Genomic DNA, 20,134 nt, shown 5'->3' on the forward strand with positions numbered 1-20,134 from the left:
CCATGCTGTCCATCGAGAACCTTTCCGTGCTCATCCGCCGGCCCGGCCGGCAGGTGGCAGCGCTCAGCGACGTGAGCTTCAGTGTGCGACCGGGCGAGGTCGTCGGCCTGGTCGGTGAGAGCGGTGGTGGCAAGAGCATGGTGGCCCGCGCCATCGTCGGCCTGCTCCCCGGCGGCTCACACGCCACCGGGCAGGTGCTCTTCGACGGGTCGGACGTGCTGCGCATGGACGACACGGCGTTGGCCGCCCACCGAGGGCGGGGGGTGGCGATCTGCTTCCAGAACCCGCGCGGCGCACTCAGCCCCACCCGCACCATCGGCAAGCAGCTCGTCGACCGGCTCGCGACCCACCAGGAGATGTCCGGCGCCCAGGCTCGCGAGGCGGCGCGTGAGCTGTTCGAGGCGGTCGGCATCCGCAGCCCGCAGCGCCGGCTCGACGCGTACGCCCACGAGCTGTCCGGCGGCATGGCCCAACGGGTGATGATCTCGCTGGCCACCGGGTGTGCCCCCGATCTGCTGATCGCCGACGAGCCGACCACCGGCCTCGACGTGACGCTGACCCGGGAGATCCTGCGGCAGTTCCGGCACGCCGCCGACACCGACGGCCGGGGCGTGCTGCTGATCTCCCACGACCTCGCCTCCATCGCGGAGGTCTGCGACCGGGTGGTGGTGCTCTACGCCGGAACGGTCGTGGAGAGCGGCCCGGCCGAGCAGGTGTTGCGGGAGCCCGCGCACCCGTACACCAGGGCGTTGCTGCGCTCGGTGCCGGACGTCGGCGGACGGCCGGTGGTCGCCACCCCGGGCGCCATGCCCCTGCTCACCCAGGCACCGGAGAACTGCCCGTTCGTCGCCCGCTGCGCGCACGCCGACGGCACCTGTTCGTCACGGCGGCCGGCCACCAAGCCACTCGCCGCCGGCGGCGGGAACTGGTCCCTGGCCTGCTTCCACCCGCAGACCCGGCCGCTGGACGCCGGCGCGCCGTCGACGTCGCCCACAGCTGCCGAGGCCGGCGCGGAGCCGGCCGAGGCGGACCGCAAGGCGGCCGTGCTGGAGATCGACGACGCGCACGTGGTCTATCGCAGCCGGTTCGGCTCCGGCGGGCACCACGCGCTGCGGGGCATCACACTGCGGCTCGCACCGGGCGAGACGCTCGGCGTGGTGGGCGAGAGCGGCTGCGGCAAGAGCACGCTGGCCAAGCTCATCATGGGTCTGGTCGCGCCCACGTCCGGCACTGTCACCGTCGCCGGGCAGGCTTTGGTCAAGCAGCCGGGCCGGTCCCGACCCCGTGGGCGGGCGCTGCGGCGCGCGCGTACCCGTGCCCAGCTCGTCTTCCAGGACCCGATCGGCTCGCTGAGCCCGCGCCGCGCGGTCGGCGACTCCATCGCCGAGCCGCTGCGGGCCGCCGGCCTGTCCCCGGCGGAACGGAACGCGCGGGTCACCGCCGTGCTGGACCGCATGGAACTGGACCGTTCGATCCTCCAGCGGTACCCGCACGAGCTGTCCGGAGGCCAGGCGCAACGGATCGGCATCGCCCGTGCCCTGGTCGGTGAGCCGAATCTGATCGTCTTCGACGAGCCGACCTCGGCCCTGGACGTCACAGTGCAGGCGCAGATTCTCGCGGTGATCGCCGACGTGGCCGCCGACGCGGACCGCGCCTCGGTGTTCATCTCCCACGACCTGGCGACCGTCCGGGGCTTCGCCGACCGCGTCGTGGTGCTCTACCTCGGCCGGATCGTCGAGGAGGGACCGGTGGACGTCGTCTTCGACAACCCCCGGCACCCCTACACCCGGGCGCTGCTTGGCAGCGCACCCCGCCTGGGCGGGACGGCCGGATCCGACGGCCAGGCCGTTGAACTGGTCAAGGACCTCGAAGAAGCCGACGCTGCGACCGGGTGCCCGCTGGCCGCCCGGTGCCCGTTCGTCACCGACCGGTGCCGTGCGGAGCAGCAGGAGCTTCAGTCGTACGGCGAGAGCCGGGCCGCCTGCTGGCGCGTTCCCGAGCTCCCCGCCCTCATCGGAAGGCAGGCTGTCACACCATGACCCGTCGCCCCATCCGGCTCGCCGTCGACATTGGCGGCACCTTCGTGGACGCCATGGAACTCGACACGCGCACCAACCGGGTCCGCTTCCGCAAGGCGGCGACGACACCGGCCCGACCCGCGGACGGCGTGCTCGCCGCGATCACCGCGCTCGGCACCGACCTGTCCGAGGTGGAGTTGTTCATCCACGGCACCACCCTCGGGCTCAACGCGGTGCTGGAGCGCCGAGGTGGGCGCACCGGGATCATCACCAACGAGGGTTTCCGGGACATCTTCCTGATCGGTCGCGGCAACGTGCCCTCCGACCACATGTACGACTTCCAGTACCAGCGGCCCGAGAGCCTCGTGCAGCGCCGCTTCACCGCAGGCGTACGGGGCCGACTCGACTACCGGGGACGGGTCGTGGAGGAGCTGGACCCGGAGAGCGTCCGGGCCGCCGCCCGCACACTCGTTGTGGACCAGCAGGTCACCTCGATCGCCATCTGCTTCCTGCACTCGTTCCTCGACCCGAGCCACGAGCGGGAGGCCGCGCGCCTCATCCACGAGGAGTTCCCCGACGTCAGCCTGTCGCTGTCGACGGACATCGTGCGCGAGTACCGCGAGTACGAGCGGACGAGCACCACAGTGCTTGAGGCGTACATCCGGCCGATCTTCGAGCGCTACGTGGACGAGCTGGAGGCCGGGCTGGCCGAGCGCGGCTTCGACGGCCGCTTCCTGATCATGCGCTCCGGCGGCGGTTCGATGACCAGCGCGGTCGCCAAGACGGCACCCACCCACACAGTGCTCTCCGGCCCGGCCGGCGGCATCGTCGGCGCCGCCTACATCGCCTCCGAGTTGGGCCGCGACAACGTGCTCACATTCGACATCGGCGGCACCTCGCTTGACGCCTGCGTGATCGAGCGCGGCAATCCGGTCGCCGCGTACGAGGCGCAGCTTGAGCACTTCCCGCTGCTCATCCCGACGTACGACATCCGTACCATCGGCGCTGGAGGCGGCTCGATCGCCTGGCTGGACCACGGCCTGCTCAAGGTCGGTCCGCAGAGCGCCGGGGCCGACCCCGGCCCGGTCTGCTACGGCCGAGGTGGCACGAAGCCGACAGTCACCGACGCGGCAGTGGTGCTCGGCTACATGGACCCGGACCGCTTCCTCGCCGGCACCATGGGTCTGCGCGACGCCGAGGCGCGCGCGGCCATCCAGGAGCAGCTCGCCGAGCCGCTCGGCCTGACCGTGGAGAACGCGGCGGCCGGCGTGTTCGACGTGCTGCTGGCCCGCACCGTCGGCGCGGTCCGGCAGATCACCGTCGAGCGGGGTCACGACCCCCGGCAGTTCGCGCTGCTCGCGTTCGGCGGTGCCGGGCCGCTGCTCGCCCCGCTGCTGGCGCGGGAGATGGGCATCGGCGAGGTCATCGTGCCGTTCGCGCCGTCCGGTTTCTCCGCGTGGGGCATGCTGTCGGCCGATATCGTCAACGACTTCAGCCGCACCGTCATGGCCACCCTGGACGACGCGGACCTGACCGAGGTGGACCAGCTGTTCAAGGCGGTCGAGGCCGAGGCGGTGGCGTCGCTCGTGGCGCAGGGGGTGCCGGCCGGCGAGGCGGTGCTGGAGCGGCAGTTCGAGCTGCGCTACCTCGGCCAGGAGCACAGCCTCATGGTCACCGTCGGGCGCGAGTTGGACCGCGACGCGATCCGCGCCGCGTTCGACGAGACGCACCGCGGCCGGTACGGCCACACGATGGGCAACCCGTTGCAGATCCTCAACCTGCGGGTGCGTGGCATCGGCCGCACCGATCGGCCGGAGCTTCAGACCCGGCCGCGCGGCGACGGCGACCCGTCGCGGGCCCTGCTGAACCACCGGGACGCCTACGACTTCGGGCAGCAGGCTGTGGTGCCGTTCGCGGTCTACGACCGGGCCGGCCTGGAGCCGGGCGACACCTTCGACGGGCCGGCGCTTATCGACGAGGGCACCTCCACCACTGTGGTGCCCAGCGGCCAGCGCGTCACCGTCGACGACCACGGATACCTGCTCGTCACTCTGGAGGAAGCCGCATGACCACGCTGGACGGAGCCCAGGTCGAGGTCGTCCGCAGCTATCTGTTGTCGGCGGCCGAGGAGATGCGGGCCACGCTGATCCGTACCTCCTTCAACCCGGTCATCTACGAGGTGCACGACTTCGGCCTGTCGATGTACGACGCGGACCTGCGGTTGGTCGCCGAGGCCACCGGGCTGACGTTCTTCCTCGGCGCCAACGACTTCTCGCTGCGCAAGGGCGTGGAGTACGTGGGGCGGGAGAACCTGCACCGGGGTGACGTGGTGCTGCTCAACTACCCGTACTGGAACGCGGCGCACGCCTACGACGCCACGCTGTTCGCACCGGTCTTCCGGCCTGACCCGGCCGACCCGGACGCCGACGGCGATCTCGTCGGGTTCCTCTGCGTCCGCGCGCACTGGATGGACCTGGGGGCAAAGGACCCGGGTTACGTGCTCGACTCGACCGACATGCACCAGGAAGGGGTCATCTTCCCGGGCACGAAGGTGGTCTCCCGTGGCGAGCCGGTGCACGAGATCCACGAGCTGATCCGCTTCAACTCGCGGATGCCCGACGCGGTGCTCGGCGACCTGCACGCGCAGATCGCCGCGCTGCGCACCGGCGAGCGCCGGATGCTGGAGATCATCGAAAAGTTCGGCCGGACCACTGTGGACCAGGCCATCGACCGGATCATCGCCGACGGCGAGACCCGGGCCCGTGCCGCGCTGGCGACCCTGCCGCAGGGCACCTGGACCGCCGAGGACTGGGTGGACGACGACGGCATCACCGACGATCCGGTGAAGATGCGCGTCACCGTCACCGTCGCCGACGGACGCTTCATCGTGGACTTCGCCGGGTCGGCCGCCGCCACCCGCGGCCCGATCAACATGCCGTTCGGCGCGACCGAGGCGATCTGCAAGGTCGTCCTGAAATCGCTCACCTCGCCGGACGAGCCGTCGAACGCGGGCACCGTGGCGCCGTTGGAGGTGCGGGCCGAGCCGGGCAGCCTCTTCCACGCCGTCTACCCGCAGCCCACGTTCACGCTCTGGACCGGCATCGTCGCCGTGGAGTTGATCCTCAAGGCGTTGGCGCAGGGCATGCCGGACCGGTTGCCGGCCTCCAGCGGCGGCGACGTGCCCGGGTTCATGATGGTCGGCCTGCACCCGGACACCGGAAAGATGTTCGCGGTCAGCAACAACGACCTGGTGGGCTGGGGCGGCACGCCGCAGCACGACGGCATGGACGCCGCCACCCACGTCTCCGGCAGCACCGGCCGGGGCACCCCCATCGAGGTCATGGAAGCCAAGACGGGGATGTTCTTCGAGCGGTGGGAGATCCGGACGGACTCCGGTGGCGCCGGCCGGTTCCGGGGTGGTTGTGGCCTGCGGCGGGACATCCGCTTCCTGACCCCTGGCGAGTTCCTGACGGTGATCAAGAAGACGAAGAGCGCTCCGTGGGCCCTGGAGGGCGGCGAGCAGCCCGAGCCGAACCAGGTGGTGGTCTTCCCCGGCACCGATCGGGAACACCGGGTGAGCACCAAGCGTACGACCGTGGCGGTGGGGGACCGGGTGACGTTGTTGACCGCCGGTGGTGGCGGGCATGGTGACCCGGGGAGTCGGGATCCGGAGGCGGTCCGGCGGGACGTGGCCGAGGGCTACGTCTCACCGGAGGTGGCCCGGGAGGTCTACGGAGTGGACGTCGATGGGTGAACCCACCGGGGCGACCGTCGAGGTCGTCCGCAGCCATCTCGTCTCGGCCGCCGAGGAGATGCGCGCCGCGCTGGTGCGCACCGCCTTCAACCCGGTCATCTACGAGGTGTACGACTTCGGCATCTCCATCTACGACCGGGAGCTGAGGCTGGTCGCGGAGTCGACAGGGCTGTCCCGCTTCCTCGGCGCCAACGACTACTCGCTGCGCAAGGGCGTGGAGTACGTGGGCAGGGAGAACCTGCACCGCGGCGACGTGGTGCTGCTCAACTACCCGTACTGGAACGCGGCGCACACCTACGACGCGACCCTGTTCGCGCCAGTCGTCCTGCCCGACAGCGACGAGCTGGTCGGCTTCCTGTGCATCCGCGCGCACTGGATGGACCTGGGCGCCAAGGACCCCGGCTACGTGCTCGACTCCACCGACATGCACCAGGAGGGGATCGTCTTTCCCGGCACGAAGGTGTATTCCCGTGGCGAGCCGGTGCACGAGATCCACGAGCTGATCCGTTTCAACTCGCGCATGCCGGAACTCGTCATCGGTGACCTCAACGCGCAGATCGCGGCGCTGCGTACCGGCGAGCGGCGGGTGACCGAGCTGTACCAGCACTACGGCACGCCCGTTGTGGACGCGGTGGTCGACCAGGTGATCCGCCACGCTGCCCACCGCGCCACGGAGGCGGTCGCCGCGCTGCCGCAGGGCAGTTGGACCGCCGAGGACTGGCTCGACGACGACGGTGTCACCGACACCCCGATCCGGATGCGGGTCACCGTCACCGTCGCCGACGGCGAGTTCACTGTGGACTTCACCGGTTCGTCACCCGCGGTGCCCGGGCCGGTGAACCTGCCGCTGGGCGCCACCATCGCCACCTGCCGGGTCGCGTTCAAGGGCGTCACCACCCCTGGGGAGCAGACAAACGCCGGGCACTTCGCGCCCCTTCGGGTACGCGCCGAGCCCGGGTCGCTGTTCCACGCGCAGTACCCCGCCGCCACGTTCACCCAGTGGACCGGAACTGTCGCCCTGGAGCTGATCCTCAAGGCGTTGGCGCAGGGCATGCCGGACCGGCTGGCGGCCTCCAGTGGCGGCGACGTACCCGGGTTCATGATGGTCGGCCAGCACCCGGACACCGGCCAGCTCTTCGCGGTCAGCAACAACGACCCAGTGGGTTGGGGCGGCACGCCGCAGCACGACGGCATCGGCCCGGCGAACCACCTCTGCCAGACCCAGGCGCGCAACACACCCGTCGAGGTGCTCGAGGCGAAGACGGGGATGTTCTTCGAACGGGTGGAGATCCGGACGGACTCCGGTGGCGCGGGTCGTTTCCGGGGTGGTTGTGGGTTGCGGCGGGACATCCGGTTCGCGACGCCCGGTGAGTTCCTGACGGTGATCAAGAAGACGAAGAGCGCGCCGTGGGCGTTGGCCGGTGGGGTACAGCCGGAGCCGAACCAGGTGGTGGTGTTCCCGGGCACGGATCGGGAGCACCGGGTGAGCACCAAGCGTACGAGCGTGGCGGTGGGGGACCGGGTGACGTTGTTGACCGCCGGTGGCGGTGGGCACGGTGACCCGGGGAGTCGGGATCCGGAGGCGGTCCGGCGGGACGTGGCCGAGGGCTACGTCTCAGCGCGGTCCGCCCGAGACATATATGGAGTGATCGCGTGAGTGCCGCCTATTCGCCCGAGCCGTCGAGCCTGCTGCTCGGCAACTGCACAGTTCTGGACGCCCGCGTCGTGGACGGGATGGAGCCCGTCACCGATGCCGGGGTGTGGATCCGCGGCGACCGGATCGCCGCCGTCGGCCGGTACGCGGAGGTGGCCGCCGAGGCGCGGGCCGCCGGCGCACTGACCAACGTGGACCTCGACGGGGCGTACGTGACCCCCGGCCTGGTAAACATGCACACCCATTTCTCGCTGTCGCTGCCCGGCTCCGGGGGCGACAACGTCAAGGGCATGGGCCCGTACGACCTCGCCCACTACATGGCCAACGGAGCGCGGCGCACGCTGCGCTCCGGTGTGACCACGGTGCGCTGTGTGGCGGAGAAGGACCACGCCGACTTCGCCCTGCGGCGGGCCATCAACGCCGGACGTACCGCCGGTCCCCGCATCTACACCGCCGGTCGGGCGCTGGTCTGCACGGGCGGGCACGGCCACGAGAGCAACGACACCCTCGAATGTGACGGCCCTGTCGGCTTCCGTCAGGGCGTACGCAGCCAGATCAAGGCCGGCGCGGACCTGATCAAGGTGATGATCTCCGGTGGCATCGCCGGTGAGCACGAGCGCATCAGCACGCCTCAGCTCTTCACCGACGAGATGACCGCGGTGATCGAGACCGCCCACGCGTGGGGCCGCAAGGTGACGGCGCACGCCGGTCCGGCCGACGTGATCGGCGCGGCCGTGGAGCTGGGACTGGACTGTGTGGAGCACGGCTACCAGCTCACCCCGGAGGTGGCGGCGCGGATGGCCGAGCGCGGCACCGCGCTCGTGCCGACGCTGCTGGTGACCCGGTGCAAGGAGTTCTTCGACGAACTCGGCGTGCCGGAGTGGATGCAGTGCCGCTCGCTCGGCGCCGGCCCCCGGCACCTGGAGAGCTTCGACATGGCAATCGCCGCCGGGGTCGAGGTGCTCCTCGGCAGCGACATGCCCCCGTTCTGGGAGTTCGAGGGCACCACCGCCTCGGTGCGGGAGTTGGAGTACATGTCCGAGCGGATCGGGACCGCGCGGGCGATTCACGCCGGCACGCGTGGCCCCATCCGCTGGCTCGGCGCGGAGTCCGACCTCGGCACCGTCGAGGTCGGCAAGCTTGCCGACCTGATCGCGATGGACGCCGACCCGCTGGCCGACACCTCGGCCTTCCGGGACGTGCGGTGGGTGATGAAGGGCGGACAGATCGTCCGCGACGACCAGAACCAGGAGGACGTGCGATGACGTTCGTGGAAGCAGGCGCGGCGGCGATCGCCGCTGGCATCGATGACATGTACGACGCGTTCCTCGCCGGGGACACCGAGCGCTTCGACACGCACCTGCACGCCGAGGTGACCACCTGGGAGACGCACCTTCCCGGGCCGCTGCGTACCCGTGCCGAGTTGAACGACTACCGCGCGCAGCGCGACGCCGCGGGCCACCGGCCCCGGTTGGCGGTGCTCGCCGCGCGGGACAAGCGCATCGACGTGTGGGACGATTTCGGCGTCGCCCGGTACGTGCTGGTCTCCCAGTTGGGCGCTGACGACGAACCGGAGTTCACCCGGGTCACCGATGTGCTGCGTCGGATCGACGGCCGCTGGGTGATCGTGCACCACCACGCCGAGTTGGTACGGGATCCGGTGGTCGCGGCATGATCCGGCGGCTGGTCGCCGAGCGGACCGGCGAGCCGGCGGACGTGCTGTCGGTGGCCGAACTGCCCGACGACCCGCCGCCGGGCCCGGGTGAGGTACGGCTCGCCGTGCGCACGGTCGGCCTGAACTTCCTCGACGTCCTGCTGTGCCGGGGCGAGTACCCGGTGCGGCCGGACCCGCCCATGACGCCCGGCGTGGAGGCGGCCGGGCGGGTCGTCGCCGCGGGCGCCGGAGCCGAGCACCTGCTGGGTCAGGAAGTCGTGGCCTGCCCGACGTTGCCGCGCGGCGCGCTCGGGACGACAGTGACTGTGGACGCCGCGGTGGTCGTGCCGCGGCCGTACACGGTCGACCCGGTGACGGCGGCGGCGCTGCCCGTCACCTACCAGACGGCGTGGTTCGCGCTGGAGCGGGCCGGCCTCACGGCCGGGCAGACGGTGCTCGTGCACGCCGGCGCGGGCGGTGTCGGCATCGCCGCCATCCAGCTCGCCGTGGCCCGTGGCGCGCGGGTGTTCGCCACCGCCGGTGGCCCGGCCAAGACGGCGATCTGCCGCGACCACGGCGCGGCGCTCGCCGTCGACTACGCCTCGGAGGACTTCGTGGCGGCCGTGCTCAAGGCCACCGACGGCCGGGGCGTGGACGTCGTCGTGGACCCGGTGGGCGGTGACGTGTTCGCCAGGTCCTGGGAGTGCCTCGCGTTCGAGGGTCGTCTTGTCGCGGTGGGAACGGCAGGTGGAGCACCTCCACCTGTCGACCCGGTCCGGTTGATGGCGGCGAACGCGACACTGATCGGCCTGTCCTGGGGTTCCCGGTACCCGTGGCAGCGCGCCTCGGCGGTCGAGGCCGCCTACCAGGAGTTGTTCGACATGTGCGCGTCCGGCGCGGTCCGGCCGCCGGTCAGCCGGGTCGTCCCGCTGGACGAGGTGCCGGCGGCACTTACCGAACTGGCCGCCCGACGGACCACCGGCAAGATCATCGTACGGATCGACGAGGGGGAGGAACCGTGAGCCACAGCGCCGACGGCGACATGGAGATCTACGACCTGAAGGTGACAGTCGACCGGATCGAGGGTCGGTCGGTGTGCGGCATGGACGTGGGCGACTACTTCGAACTGACGAACAGCGCGCACCTGCGGCTGCCCGAGGGAAAGCACTTCTGCGTGTACGCGCTCGCGTCGGTGCTTCCCTTCCTCGCCGCGAAGCAGCGCGACCTGGCGGAGGGGGACTGGCTGGCCCAGGACTCCCACTTCATCTGCCCCGACCCGGAGGAGCGACTCGTCATGAAGGTGGAACGGACCTGCCGGCGCACGATGAACTCGGCGGACCTGACATGACCGTCGAGATCGGACTCGGCCTCCAGAGCGACAAGCCCGCCGGCGCGTACGCCCGGCTGGCCCGCGCCGCCGAGTCGCACGGCTTCGACGTGCTTACCGTCTTCGGTGATCTCATGTACCAGCCGCCGATCTTCCCGCTGCTGGAGATGGCGCAGGCGACGAGCCGGGTACGTCTCGGCGCGGCCTGCCTGAACCCGTACTCGATGGCACCGTACGAGATCGCCGGTCAGCTCGCGGCGCTTGATCTGGCCTCGCACGGCCGGGCGTACCTGGGGCTGGCGCGCGGGACGTGGCTGGGCGCGGTCGGGCTGCCGCAGCAGCGGCCGTTGACAACGATCGAGGAGGCCGTGGAGGTCGTCTACCGCCTGTTGCGGGGCGATCGGACCGGTTTCACCGGCAAGGTCTTCTCGCTGGCGCCGGACACCGCTCTGCGCTACGCCGTGCAGCGGCCCAACCCGCCGCTGCTGGTCGGCGCGTGGGGTCCGCAGGGCGCGGCCGTCGCCGGACGGATCGCCGACGAGATCAAGGTGGGCGGCAGCGCCAATCCCGACATGGTCGCGGTGATCCGTGAACGGGTCCGGGTGGGGGCGGAGAAGGCCGGGCGCGACGTCGACGACATCGGTATCGTGCTCGGCGCCGTGACGGTGGTCGACACCGACGGCGAGGCGGCGCGCGCCAAGGCCCGCACCGAGGTGGCGATGTACCTGGCGGTCGTGGCGGAACTCGACCCGACGGTGGCGCTTCCCGACGGCCTTGTGGAGCGGGTCGGCGCTCTCGTCGACGCGGGCGAGGACGAGGCGGCGGGCCGGCTCATCCCGGACGACGTGCTCGACCGGTTCGCCTTCTCCGGCACGCCGGAGCAGGTCGCCGCGCAGGCCCAGGCGCTCATCGACGCGGGCGTGCGCCGGGTCGAGTTCGGCACGCCGCACGGCCTGACCGACGAGCGCGGCGTGGACCTGCTCGGTTCCGCCGTCCTGCCCCTGCTGCGCAGGTGAGTCCCGTGCGGCTCACCGTCGTGCTCGGTCCCGGCCTGGTGGCCGACCACGCGCTGCTGGCGTCGCTCACCGCCGCCACCTGCGCCGAACTCGATGTCACAGGCCGGGTCGTCACCGCCGCCTCGGCTGACGAGATCCGGTCGCTGCTCGCCGCCGCGGATCCGCCGGCGGTGGTGCTGCCCGGCCCGACACCCGAGGCGCGCGCCCTCATCGGCGCCGAACCGCAACACACCGTCTGGTACGACCCGACGGTCGAGCCGGCGGTCCCCGGCGCGGTCCACCTGGCCGGCCGGGGACTGTGGGGCGTGGTGTGGGCCATCCGGCACGCCGTGCACCGCCTGCGCTCACCCGCAACCCGGATCGCCTACGGGCAGCATCCGGACCAGTGGGGCGACCTGCGGCTGCCGTCCTCTCCATCCGGCGAGGCGGCGCCGGTCGCGGTGCTGCTGCACGGCGGCTTCTGGCGATCGGTCTGGGGAGCGGACCTGATGGACGCCGTCGCCGTCGACCTGGCCGGGCGGGGGTACGCGTCCTGGAACATGGAGTACCGGCGTCCGGACCGGCACGGCTGGGAGGCGACCACCGAGGACGTGGCGGCCGGCATCGCTGCGCTGCGTGACCTCGCGGGCGACGGTTCGCTGGACGCGGACCGGGTCGTGATCCTGGGCCACTCGGCCGGCGGGCAGCTCGCCCTGCGGGTCGCGGCGGACCTGGCGGCGGGTGAGCGCGCTGCCGTCTCCGTCGCGCTTGTGGTATCGCTGGCCGGGGTGCTCGACCTCACCGAGGGCGAGCGGCGCAACCTCGGCGACGGCGCCATCACCGAGGCCCTGGGCGGCTCGCCGGCCACGGCCCCGCGCCGGTACGCCGAGAGCGACCCGATGCTGCGGCTGCCGATCCGGGTGCCGGCCCTGCTCGTGCAGGGCACTGAGGACAGCCTGGACCTCGTCGACGCCAACCGGCGGTACGCAGAGGCGGCCCGCGACGCGGGCGACGACGTGCGCTACCTCGAACAGTCGGGGGACCACTTCGCCGTCATCGACCCGGATTCGGCCATCTGGCAGGCCACCATGACCGCCGTGGGACGTCACGTCGACCCGTGAGGCACGACCTCTCCGGGTGCCCCGCAAAACCCCCGTCACTCTGTTCACATATGTGAACAGAGTGACGGGGGTCGGGGCGCCCGGAGGCGTCAGAACAGCCTGGGCGTGACCACCGAGACCACAGTCGTCACCGAGTCGGTGTCGTTGTACAACTGGTGCGGCACCGACGACCGCAGGTGCACGCTGTCACCCGGGCACAGCCGGTGCTCGACACCCTCGACCTCGTAGAGCAGCTCGCCGGAGATGACGTAGGCGAACTCCTCGCCGCTGTGGCCGTACGCGTTCTCCCGCCGGCCACCGGGGGCGATGTGCACAAGCATCGGTTCGAGCACAAGCTCCGGCCCCCGGTCGGACAGCATGCGGTAGGTCTGCTGCCCGGAGACGTACTGCGTGGTCACCGTCTCCGCCCTGGTGAGCGTGAAATGCCGGGGAAGCGGCGCCACGGCGCTGTCGGGGGAACTGGTGCCGGAGTCGAAGAAATCCGCCACCGAATGGTCGAGCGCCTTCGCGACGCTGCCGAGCGCGGTCAGGCCGATGGACGAGATGCCGCGCTCCACCTGGGACAGGAAGCCGATCGACAACCCGGCGCGGGAGGCGAGGCCGCGCAGGGTGAGCCCGCGCTCCTTGCGGTACCGCCGGATGCGGGCGCCGACCACGCCGGCCGGTGTGCTCTCCTCCGCTGGGCCACCCGGGCCGGCCTGCTCCGACGGCGGCTGACTGTTCATGGACCGCACGAGGACCTCCTGTCGAGGTGGCGGGGGAGTCCGCCCGACTTTGTTCGATGGTATCGAACAAGCTGGTAGACGTGCGAGGGGGAGCGCGAGGAAGCGCCCCTCCCGATCGGGACCAATCGGGAAGGGCGCCTCGTCATCGGCTCAGCGCGAGCGCCGGGCCTTCAGGGCCGGCTCAACCGACCTCCACGCCGTCCACCTGCGGGCCGGTCGGCGGCAGCTGATAGCCGTGCCGTGTCATGCTCCAGTCCGGCCGCACCTCGCAGGGAGCGCAGTCGTACCAGAACGTGGCAGGTGTCCGACCGCTGACCGGGTTGCGGTAGTGGAACCACATCGGCACGATGTCGGGCCACTGGATGTACCCGGGGCTGCCGCCACGGAAGCCCCTGGACCGCTCGCCGAGCGCGCTGTGCAGGACGTCCGGTGGGTAGATGTTCACGAGGTTGCTCGGCGGCGGATCGGGCAGGCTCGGGTCCCGCGGCACCGCGTCGCCCCAGCCCCGGGCCCAGTTGGCCGACTGCCAGTAGAACTCGTCGATGTCCAGGCTCCAGATCCGCCAGATCCCGTCCTCGAGGACGAACTGGTCGTTGTACATCGCGCCGTTGATGTACCCGGCGTTGTTCGCCGACGCGTTGACGTGCATCAGTCGGGCCCGGACCGCCGTCGAGCGACCGTCGTGCGAGACGTCGATGACCGGCTGCGGTCGCCAGTGCAGCACGAGGAAGGACTTCGTCGTCGGCGGCGGGGTGTTGCCGTACGTCGCGACCACCGAGCCGAGGATCCGTTCGCGAGTGCCGTTCCAGCCGGCGAACGGCGACAACTTGTGGCCCTCCACCGCGTGCACTGCCGCCATCTCCGGCCAACGGCTGTCGTCGATGTAATAGCTGTACGCAGCCGAGACGTTCTCGGACCCGTCGTAGGCGAGCGAACGGCTCAACCTCCGCTGGAGGTCAGCGAGGTCGTGCTTCGGGCCCTTCGGCGCGCCGGTAGCCTTGCCGGGCTTCGACGCGGGCGTACGGCCGGCGACGTCGAGGAACTTCGGCACCTTCACGGACGCGACCGGGTCGTTCCCGCCATCGCCCCAACCCGTGCCGTACGGTGCCGTGATCAAAGGCGTCAGGTGCATCTCCTTGAGCTTCCACAGGCCGCCCTGTTTGACGAAGCTGTTCCTGAAGACGGAGAACTGCCAGGACGCACCGTTCGCGTCGTTGAGCATGCCGACCTCGATGCCGCGCGTGGTCGCCTTGGTGCCGTTCTTCTCGACGTCGACGATCGTGTCGAACAGCGGCCGGTCGTTGAGGATGCCCTGCGTCAGGCCCTCCGGACCCATGCGCTCCATCGCCTGGCGTACGCCGCTGGCGTTGCGGAAAACGCCCACGCCGTCGATGGTGACCTTCGCGCCGTTGGCGAAGAGGTCGACCACATCCGTCCACATCCGACGGTCCACGTAGTAGCCGTACGAGTGCTGGAGATTGCGCACCGAGTCCTCGTCGTTGAGCGCCTCGATGCGGTCGGCAAGCTCCTTCGCGTTGAACCTGGTCCTGGGTGCCTCCCCGGTCGCCGTTGGGATCGGCACTCCGGCGACGTCGGGCGTGAAGTGGTAGGGAACGACAGGTACCGGTTGCCGGTTGATCGTCCGGAAACCGGTCGCGTAATCGCCTTCGTAGAGCGGGTAGTAGCGCAGCAGCGAGATCTTCCACTCGCCGTTCTCCAGCACGTACTCGTTCTGGTAGATGCCGCCGTCGATGCGGGCCGCGCCGGCGCCGTCGCCCAGGAAGCGGATCCCGGACCAGCGGCCCTTCGCGGTGCGACCGTCGGCCGAGAGGTTGACAAGCGGTTGGTCGATCACCGTGGTGTGCAGCGCGCCCGGGTTCGCGCCGTTCATCGCCCCGGCCTCGGCGGCGAGCCATCCCTTGATGGACTGATGGCCCGTCACGACCTGGTTGCCCCACTGGAGCGTGCCGTTGCCGCTGAACAGTTTCGCCATGTCCGTCCAGCGACCGAACTGGGCCAGGTGGGCGTAGGAGCGCTGCACGTCCTTGACCTCGCGCAGCGCTTCGACCCGCTCGACGTCGCGGGCGAGCGAGTCGAGGCTCACCGGGGCGTTGGTGTTCGCTGAGGCCTGCGGTGCCCGCACGGCGACGTTCGCGCTGACCGCCAGCAACAGTCCTGTCGCCGCTGCCGTCAGCCGTCTTGTCGAAGGTTTCATGGTCACATCCCTATCCGTGCTGCCGCGCGGATCCCCGCGCGGTCGGGTGGGGGGACATTGGCATCGCCAGTCCGGGATGGAGGGCGATGCCGTGAAACGTACGCGACATGTTCATGCAACGCAACGGCCGAACCATCTAGCGAACTTCATCGGGATGGCTAGTCGCTTTTTGACATCTTCCGAACATTGGGTTCGTCTGGTGCTCATTCTGTGTGTCGACGGGAGTGGGAAACGGCGGCCGGAGAGTCGGCCCGCCAGCCGGTAGGGTCGTCCGCGTGGATCTGGACGAGACGGCCGCCCGGCTCGAGGTGCCCGTGGCGGACGTCGAACGCGTACACCGCCTCGCCGGGGACCACCCCTCGGCTCCGCTGCCACCCAAGGGCGACGCGCCCGCGCTCCTCGACCGACTGGCCGTACCGCCGGACGACGCAGCCGAGATCATGGCCGGCTGGCCCGATCCGGGCTCCCCACTGTGGACTCCTGAGCTGCGCTGGCTCCTCGACCGCTCGACCGCCCTGGTCCGCGCCGACCTCGGCGGCCACACCTGGCTGTCGCCCGGTCCGGAGCTGCCCCGCGACCGAGGCCCCGCCTGGCGGCACCTCTACGTGTACGCGTACCTGGCCCTGGTCGACGTCGCCCGGGGATACCACCGAGGCCACGGCGTCGCCGACGCCGTCTCCTGGACGTCCCTCGCCGACCTCGGCCGCAACCTCGCCGTCGACCGACGGATGCGCGGCGAGGGCTGGCCGGTGATGCAGAGCTGGCTGACGCTGCACGCGCGCGGTGCCGTCTACGAGCTGGGCCGGCTGCAACACCATCGCGGCGGCACCGGCATCGACCTGCACATCCCCGAGGCGGGGCCGCTGACCCCGCAGGCGATCGACGCGTCGCTCGACGAGGCCCGGACGTTCTTTCCGCGCCACTTCCCCGACGAGCGCTACACGGAGTTCACCTGCGGCTCGTGGCTCCTCGATCCGCAACTGCGGGAATACCTGCCGGAGGACTCCAACATCGTCCGGTTCCAGCGGCGGTTCGAGTTGGAGCCCTACGAGGAGCCGGAAGGACTGGACGCCGACGTCGAGGTGCTGCGGTTCGTGTTCCGGACCCTGACCACGCCGCTCGACCAACTGCCACGCCGTACCGTGCTCCAGCGAGCCGCCGTCGACCATCTCCTGGCCGGACGGCACTGGCGCTGGCGCCGCGGCCGCTTCCCGATCTAGGCGCACCTGTTCGGCCCGGCTTCGTTGACTTCGACGGCGTCCCGAGTCGTGGGCATCGCTGGCGCGGAGGCATCGCGACCGCCGGCCAGCAGCGACGTTCAACGCCACAGGGACGTCGTTTGGCCGGCTGCACCGCCCGGCGGATGGCAGGGTGATGTCCATGAACAGGAAGGACGTCGCCGATTGGATCGCCGGCTACGAGCGGGCGTGGCGGACGCCGGGCACGGACGCGCTTGCCGCTCTCTTCACCGAGGACGCGAGCTACCAGCAGGGCCCGTACTGGACGCCCGTCGTCGGTCTGCCGGCCATCGCCCGGATGTGGGAAAAGCAGCGCGAGGGCCCCGACGAGATATTCCAGATGACCACGGAGATCGTCGCGGTCGACGGCGACACGGCGGTGTCGCGCCAGGAGGTCCGCTACGGCGACCCGGTCCACCAGGAGTACCGCGACCTGTGGGTCATGCGGTTCGCCGACGACGGACGCTGCCGGTCGTTCGAGGAGTGGCCCTTCTGGCCGGGACAGCAGCCGGCCAACTCGCCGGACGGGCCGTGAACCGAGCCTCCGCGCCACGGTCACCTGACCGGCAGGGGCCCACTACCGCGTCCGATCAACGACCTCGCGCCGGTGGTGTGGCTGCCGTGCTGTAGGGCGGCACGGCAGCCACCTCGGGTGTCACCTGTTGTGCTTCTCCTGGCACGGCACGCAGAAGCGGGCGTGCGGGAGAACCTCGAGCCGTTCCGCCGGAATGGACTTGCCACACTTCTGGCAGGCGCCGTAGGTGCCGTCGGAGATGCGGCCCAGCGCGCCGGTGATCTGCTCGATGTTGCGGCGGGTGGCCGACAGCAGCGCGGCCTGGTGGTGGGCCTCGCTGGGGTCGCCGGTGTCCGCGCTGAGTTCGGTCAGTTCCCGCAGCCGCGCCGTCTGTGTGGCGAAGTCGTCGGCCAGGGACGCGCGCAGATCAGCCAGCCAACTGCGGTCGACAGGACGATGGTCGATGCTCATGGTCTGCCTTTCAACAAGATCCGGGTAAAGAAAAAGGGCCGAAGCTGGATAGCTTCGCCCTGGCGGTCGTTTTGGGATGCAACGATTCCGCGGGAGGGCTTCGACCGCTTCGCGCCGGGCTCGACAGCCCCTGTGTAGGCGCGAAGTGCGGTGCGCGGACCACAGGCACGCGCATCCCCGCCATGCGGTGCGTCGCCGCCGTCACGAGGGCAGCGCCGAGCACCGTCACGTGAGTGACGGTAGGCGAGCAGAACGTGACCGGTGGCATGCATCCACCATAGGTTGATGTCTGGCCTAAAGCCAACGCCCTTCGCCGGATGGCCGGCTCGGCGGCGTGACCCGCGCGGCGAGCCGCCCAGGCTGCGGTGGTTCGTTCCCTTGACTGCCGGCCTGGGGCTCCGGGTCCGATTCGTCTGCCCCCCGGGCCGACCCGCGGCGCGGGTCGGTTGATCAAGTCATGCGTTGGCGTCGATGTTAGCGCCAGTCAGCCGCCGTCCCCAAAGTGCCCAGCTCTGAGCCGTTGCGGCTGTCGGCGGTAAGGCTCACGGTGGTCGACCAGGAGTGGTCACGCCCGTGGCAACAGGCTGTTACCGCCTGATGATTCCGGAACATTACGTCTTGACGAACGGCATGTTATCGCTCACAGTCGATGCTCAAGGACGACGATGCCTGTTGCTTTCCGGGCGAGCCTGCTTCGTCGATCTGGATTCAGGCGTGCGCCAGGCATGCAGACGTCTTGTAACCGCACATGTTCTCGACGCATGCCTCCGGCCACGCGTCGCGGTGGGCCCATCTTCGGGCAGACCGTTCGGCTCTTGGTCATGTCAAGGAGGATCATGTCTGCCTTTGGTAGGTCTCCATCGATCGCGCCGCCGTCGAAGCGACGGCGCGGATGGTTGCCGCGGTTGCTCACCGCCGGCGTGGCGGCAATGCTGGTAGGCGGTGCCGCCGTGGCGGTGGTGTCATCACCCGCCGCAGCGGCGACGGTCGATACCAACGCGTGGTACGTGCTGGTCAACCGCAACAGCGGCAAGGCCCTGGACGTGTACAACCTGGCCACGAATGACGGCGCGCGGATCACGCAGTGGGCGCGCAACAACGGCAACCAGCAGCAGTGGCAGTTCGTGGACTCCGGCGGTGGCTACTACCGGGTGAAGTCACGGCTGTCCGGCAAGGTGTTGGACGTCTACAACTTCTCCACCGCTAACGGCGCCAACATCGTGCAGTGGAGCGACGGCAACGGCACCAACCAGCAGTTCCGGTTGGCCGACTCGGACAGCGGCTACATCCGGCTGATCAACCGGAACAGCAACAAGGTCGTGGAGGTGCAGGGCGCCTCGACCGCCGACGGCGGAAACATCGTCCAGTACGACGACTGGAACGGCGCCAACCAGCAGTGGCAGCTCGTCCGCGTCGACGGTGGAGGCAACCCCACCACGCCGCCGCCGACGACTCCGCCGCCGGGAGGAACGTGCAACCTGCCGTCGACGTACCGGTGGTCGTCCACCGGCGCGCTGGCACAGCCGAGGTCCGGCTGGGTGTCGCTCAAGGACTTCACCGTCGCGCCGTACAACGGCAAGCAGCTGGTCTACGCCACCACGCACGATTTCGGATCGAGCTGGGGTTCGATGAACTTCAGCCTGTTCACGAACTACTCGGAGATGGCGTCGGCGTCGCAGAACGCGATGAATTCGGGAACGGTGGCGCCGTCGTTGTTCTACTTCGCGCCGCGCAACATCTGGGTGTTGGCGTATCAGTGGGGGCCGACGGCGTTCTCGTATCGGACGTCGACGGATCCGACGAATGCTAATGGGTGGTCGTCGGCGCAGACGTTGTTCACCGGGAGTATCTCCGGTTCGGGGACGGGTCCGATCGATCAGGCGGTGATCGGTGATGACCAGAACATGTATCTGTTCTTCGCCGGTGACAACGGCAAGATCTATCGGGCGAGTATGCCGATCGGGAACTTCCCGGGTAGCTTCGGCAGCAACTACACGACGATCATGAGTGATTCGACGAACAACCTGTTCGAGGCGGTGCAGGTCTACAAGCTTCAGGGTCAGAGTCGGTATCTGATGATCGTGGAGGCGATCGGGTCGCAGGGTCGTTACTTCCGGTCGTTCACGGCCACCAGTCTGGGTGGGTCGTGGACTCCGCAGGCGGCCACGGAGAGCAACCCGTTCGCGGGTAAGGCCAACAGTGGTGCGACGTGGACCAACGACATCAGTCATGGTGAGTTGTTGCGGACCAACGCCGATCAGACGATGACTGTGGATCCGTGCAACCTGCAACTGCTGTACCAGGGCCGCTCGCCCAACTCCGGTGGTGACTATGGTCTGCTGCCGTACCGTCCGGGCCTGCTGACCCTGCAACGCTGACCGGACAAAGCCGAACAACGGGCGGGCTCGGTGCCACACCGGGCCCGCCCCTTCGTGTCGGACGCGATCA

The 20,134-nt window shown here is 70.1% G+C and carries 16 protein-coding genes; 13 read left to right on the plus strand and 3 right to left on the minus strand.

From position 1 onward, the window contains the following. The first annotated feature begins 2 nt into the window (after positions 1 to 2). From ACPXB1_RS15735 to ACPXB1_RS15780, 10 genes are read left to right on the plus strand one after another with little or no spacing between them, the layout of a single operon-like run. A complete protein-coding gene (locus tag ACPXB1_RS15735; RefSeq protein WP_355596423.1) occupies positions 3 to 2,039 on the plus strand; it encodes an ABC transporter ATP-binding protein in 2,037 nt (678 codons plus the stop codon). Next, complete coding sequence (locus ACPXB1_RS15740) at positions 2,036 to 4,087, plus strand: hydantoinase/oxoprolinase family protein (protein ID WP_425735457.1); 2,052 nt, start codon at positions 2,036 to 2,038, stop codon at positions 4,085 to 4,087. The genes ACPXB1_RS15735 and ACPXB1_RS15740 overlap by 4 nt, the downstream gene beginning before the upstream one ends. Then, positions 4,084 to 5,772 (plus strand): hydantoinase B/oxoprolinase family protein, encoded by a 1,689-nt coding sequence (locus ACPXB1_RS15745; RefSeq protein ID WP_355596209.1) that lies wholly within the window; start codon positions 4,084 to 4,086, stop codon positions 5,770 to 5,772. The genes ACPXB1_RS15740 and ACPXB1_RS15745 overlap by 4 nt, the downstream gene beginning before the upstream one ends. Continuing rightward, entirely contained in the window at positions 5,765 to 7,429 is a 1,665-nt protein-coding gene (locus ACPXB1_RS15750) for a hydantoinase B/oxoprolinase family protein (protein ID WP_355628770.1), read from the plus strand. Before ACPXB1_RS15745 ends, ACPXB1_RS15750 begins: the two co-directional genes overlap by 8 nt. Then, positions 7,426 to 8,691 (plus strand): amidohydrolase family protein, encoded by a 1,266-nt coding sequence (locus ACPXB1_RS15755; protein ID WP_355596205.1) that lies wholly within the window; start codon positions 7,426 to 7,428, stop codon positions 8,689 to 8,691. Before ACPXB1_RS15750 ends, ACPXB1_RS15755 begins: the two co-directional genes overlap by 4 nt. After that, complete coding sequence (locus tag ACPXB1_RS15760) at positions 8,688 to 9,101, plus strand: nuclear transport factor 2 family protein (RefSeq protein WP_355596204.1); 414 nt, start codon at positions 8,688 to 8,690, stop codon at positions 9,099 to 9,101. The genes ACPXB1_RS15755 and ACPXB1_RS15760 overlap by 4 nt, the downstream gene beginning before the upstream one ends. After that, positions 9,098 to 10,102, plus strand: coding sequence for a zinc-binding dehydrogenase (locus ACPXB1_RS15765; protein ID WP_425735458.1), 1,005 nt, complete (start codon positions 9,098 to 9,100; stop codon positions 10,100 to 10,102). The genes ACPXB1_RS15760 and ACPXB1_RS15765 overlap by 4 nt, the downstream gene beginning before the upstream one ends. Beyond that, positions 10,099 to 10,428, plus strand: coding sequence for a TIGR04076 family protein (locus ACPXB1_RS15770; protein ID WP_355596200.1), 330 nt, complete (start codon positions 10,099 to 10,101; stop codon positions 10,426 to 10,428). The genes ACPXB1_RS15765 and ACPXB1_RS15770 overlap by 4 nt, the downstream gene beginning before the upstream one ends. Beyond that, positions 10,425 to 11,423, plus strand: coding sequence for an LLM class flavin-dependent oxidoreductase (locus ACPXB1_RS15775; protein WP_425735459.1), 999 nt, complete (start codon positions 10,425 to 10,427; stop codon positions 11,421 to 11,423). The genes ACPXB1_RS15770 and ACPXB1_RS15775 overlap by 4 nt, the downstream gene beginning before the upstream one ends. A 5-nt stretch (positions 11,424 to 11,428) precedes the next feature. Beyond that, positions 11,429 to 12,523: an alpha/beta hydrolase gene (locus ACPXB1_RS15780; protein WP_425735460.1), complete on the plus strand. Its 1,095-nt coding sequence runs from the start codon at positions 11,429 to 11,431 to the stop codon at positions 12,521 to 12,523. Positions 12,524 to 12,612: 89 nt separating this feature from the next. Here the strand turns inward: ACPXB1_RS15780 and ACPXB1_RS15785 are convergent, their stop codons facing one another. Both ACPXB1_RS15785 and ACPXB1_RS15790 read right to left on the minus strand, forming a co-directional pair. Beyond that, a complete protein-coding gene (locus ACPXB1_RS15785) occupies positions 12,613 to 13,248 on the minus strand; it encodes a helix-turn-helix domain-containing protein (protein WP_355596421.1) in 636 nt (211 codons plus the stop codon). Between the two features lie 181 nt (positions 13,249 to 13,429). Continuing rightward, positions 13,430 to 15,463 carry a nuclear transport factor 2 family protein gene (locus tag ACPXB1_RS15790; protein ID WP_425735461.1) on the minus strand — a complete coding sequence of 678 codons (2,034 nt, stop codon included), beginning with the start codon at positions 15,461 to 15,463 and terminating at the stop codon, positions 13,430 to 13,432. 275 nt (positions 15,464 to 15,738) lie between these two features. Between ACPXB1_RS15790 and ACPXB1_RS15795 the strand changes: the two genes are divergently transcribed. After that, entirely contained in the window at positions 15,739 to 16,683 is a 945-nt protein-coding gene (locus tag ACPXB1_RS15795) for an acyltransferase domain-containing protein (protein ID WP_425735462.1), read from the plus strand. 160 nt (positions 16,684 to 16,843) lie between these two features. Further along, positions 16,844 to 17,236 carry a YybH family protein gene (locus ACPXB1_RS15800; protein WP_425735463.1) on the plus strand — a complete coding sequence of 131 codons (393 nt, stop codon included), beginning with the start codon at positions 16,844 to 16,846 and terminating at the stop codon, positions 17,234 to 17,236. A gap of 120 nt (positions 17,237 to 17,356) precedes the next feature. Here ACPXB1_RS15800 and ACPXB1_RS15805 read toward each other — a convergent pair whose 3' ends face one another. After that, positions 17,357 to 17,686, minus strand: coding sequence for a TraR/DksA family transcriptional regulator (locus ACPXB1_RS15805; RefSeq protein ID WP_355598627.1), 330 nt, complete (start codon positions 17,684 to 17,686; stop codon positions 17,357 to 17,359). Between the two features lie 836 nt (positions 17,687 to 18,522). Between ACPXB1_RS15805 and ACPXB1_RS15810 the strand changes: the two genes are divergently transcribed. Next, on the plus strand, positions 18,523 to 20,064 hold the full coding sequence (locus ACPXB1_RS15810) for a non-reducing end alpha-L-arabinofuranosidase family hydrolase (protein ID WP_355628795.1): 1,542 nt from the start codon (positions 18,523 to 18,525) through the stop codon (positions 20,062 to 20,064). The last annotated feature ends 70 nt before the right edge of the window (positions 20,065 to 20,134 follow it).

This window comes from Micromonospora sp. DT68, assembly GCF_049847245.1.
GTDB classification, from domain to species: domain Bacteria; phylum Actinomycetota; class Actinomycetes; order Mycobacteriales; family Micromonosporaceae; genus Micromonospora; species Micromonospora profundi.

Excerpts from the sequence above, each read along its gene's own strand:
- ACPXB1_RS15740 (WP_425735457.1), top strand. The coding sequence starts at position 2,036 with ATGACCCGTCGCCCCATCCGGCTCGCCGTCGACATTGGCGGCACCTTC.
- ACPXB1_RS15790 (WP_425735461.1), bottom strand. The coding sequence starts at position 15,463 with ATGAAACCTTCGACAAGACGGCTGACGGCAGCGGCGACAGGACTGTTG.
- ACPXB1_RS15745 (WP_355596209.1), top strand. The coding sequence starts at position 4,084 with ATGACCACGCTGGACGGAGCCCAGGTCGAGGTCGTCCGCAGCTATCTG.
- ACPXB1_RS15750 (WP_355628770.1), top strand. The coding sequence starts at position 5,765 with ATGGGTGAACCCACCGGGGCGACCGTCGAGGTCGTCCGCAGCCATCTC.
- ACPXB1_RS15760 (WP_355596204.1), top strand. The coding sequence starts at position 8,688 with ATGACGTTCGTGGAAGCAGGCGCGGCGGCGATCGCCGCTGGCATCGAT.
- ACPXB1_RS15735 (WP_355596423.1), top strand. The coding sequence starts at position 3 with ATGCTGTCCATCGAGAACCTTTCCGTGCTCATCCGCCGGCCCGGCCGG.
- ACPXB1_RS15800 (WP_425735463.1), top strand. The coding sequence starts at position 16,844 with ATGAACAGGAAGGACGTCGCCGATTGGATCGCCGGCTACGAGCGGGCG.
- ACPXB1_RS15775 (WP_425735459.1), top strand. The coding sequence starts at position 10,425 with ATGACCGTCGAGATCGGACTCGGCCTCCAGAGCGACAAGCCCGCCGGC.
- ACPXB1_RS15810 (WP_355628795.1), top strand. The coding sequence starts at position 18,523 with ATGTCTGCCTTTGGTAGGTCTCCATCGATCGCGCCGCCGTCGAAGCGA.
- ACPXB1_RS15805 (WP_355598627.1), bottom strand. The coding sequence starts at position 17,686 with ATGAGCATCGACCATCGTCCTGTCGACCGCAGTTGGCTGGCTGATCTG.
- ACPXB1_RS15785 (WP_355596421.1), bottom strand. The coding sequence starts at position 13,248 with ATGAACAGTCAGCCGCCGTCGGAGCAGGCCGGCCCGGGTGGCCCAGCG.
- ACPXB1_RS15765 (WP_425735458.1), top strand. The coding sequence starts at position 9,098 with ATGATCCGGCGGCTGGTCGCCGAGCGGACCGGCGAGCCGGCGGACGTG.